2 protein-coding genes are annotated in these 1,079 nt (G+C 39.0%); both read left to right on the forward strand.

Annotated elements, in window-relative coordinates:
- On the forward strand, positions 1 to 290 hold a 290-nt coding region (locus A3738_RS04005; protein WP_068763377.1), incomplete at its 5' end, for a response regulator.
- Positions 291 to 370: 80 nt separating this feature from the next.
- On the forward strand, positions 371 to 943 hold the full coding sequence (locus A3738_RS04010) for a YggT family protein (protein WP_068482534.1): 573 nt from the start codon (positions 371 to 373) through the stop codon (positions 941 to 943).
- Positions 944 to 1,079 lie beyond the last annotated feature (136 nt).

Below are 1,079 nucleotides of genomic sequence, written 5' to 3' on the forward strand. Positions count from 1 at the left end.
ACTATGCGAATGTTTGTGTTGCAGAAGCTGGAACAGCAGAGGTTGCCTTAGAGCTTTGCAAGCAGCAGAAATATGAAGGCATTTTCTTAGATTTAAATATGCCTGGGCAGGATGGATTGACGGTCGCGCCTAAACTTCAGGAATTGTGTCCAAATGTCCGCATCGCATTGTTGACTGCGAATTTTCAGGAGCGCGTGCAAATCAAAGCCGAAGATCTTGGCCTCAGTTTTTATGCAAAGCCTGTTACCTTAGATAAAGTCACTGATTTCATGACAGCCCAAAGCAGTTGAATGCTGAATCTCTTGTAAGCTGTAATTTAAGGATGGCTCGAATATCCTAGACGCAGTTTTTAAAAGGATTGTTTATAAATATGACGCAACAAATTTTTACTCTCATTCTCGATACCATCACTTATCTTTATCTATTTTTGATTTTGCTACGTTTTATCCTGCAAGTATCTCGTGCCGATTTTTATAACCCTATCTCTCAATTTATTGTAAAAGCGAGTAATCCTGTTGTCGTTCCTCTACGACGAGTCATTCCTGGTTTTGGTGGGGTTGATGTAGCAACTTTATTGTTCGCTTTGGTTTTTCAAGCTGTGATGCTTGCGATTAAATTTTTAGTAGTCGCAGGTGGATTGCCAGATATTGGATCATTAATCGCGTTATCGGTGTTGTTAGTGTTAGGTATGATTTTAAAACTTTACTTCTTTGCACTAATTATCATGATTATTTCGAGCTGGATTGCTCCTGGTAGTTCGAACCCAGCGCTCATGTTGGTGAACCAGATATGCGAGCCTGTGATGGCTCCTTTTCGAAAAATTCTTCCTGCTATGGGCGGGTTAGACTTATCTCCAATTTTTGCTTTTCTTGTTTTGCAGATCTTGGCAATTGTTTTGAATGGCTTAAGTCAGCAGTTCGGAATGTCATTTTCACTTCTGTAGTCGTTTTGTAAAAAACATAAAACACTGCACAAAAAAGCATCTTTCAATCAGCACTTTCTAAATCCTATCTATACTTAATTTATTGTGTATAGATAGGGCGATTGTGACCAAGATGGGTTCACCTCAAACATTAAGT

This window comes from Oleiphilus sp. HI0066, from assembly GCF_001635725.1.

Coding starts and splice junctions, on each gene's coding strand:
- A3738_RS04010 (WP_068482534.1), top strand. CDS start 371: ATGACGCAACAAATTTTTACTCTCATTCTCGATACCATCACTTATCTT.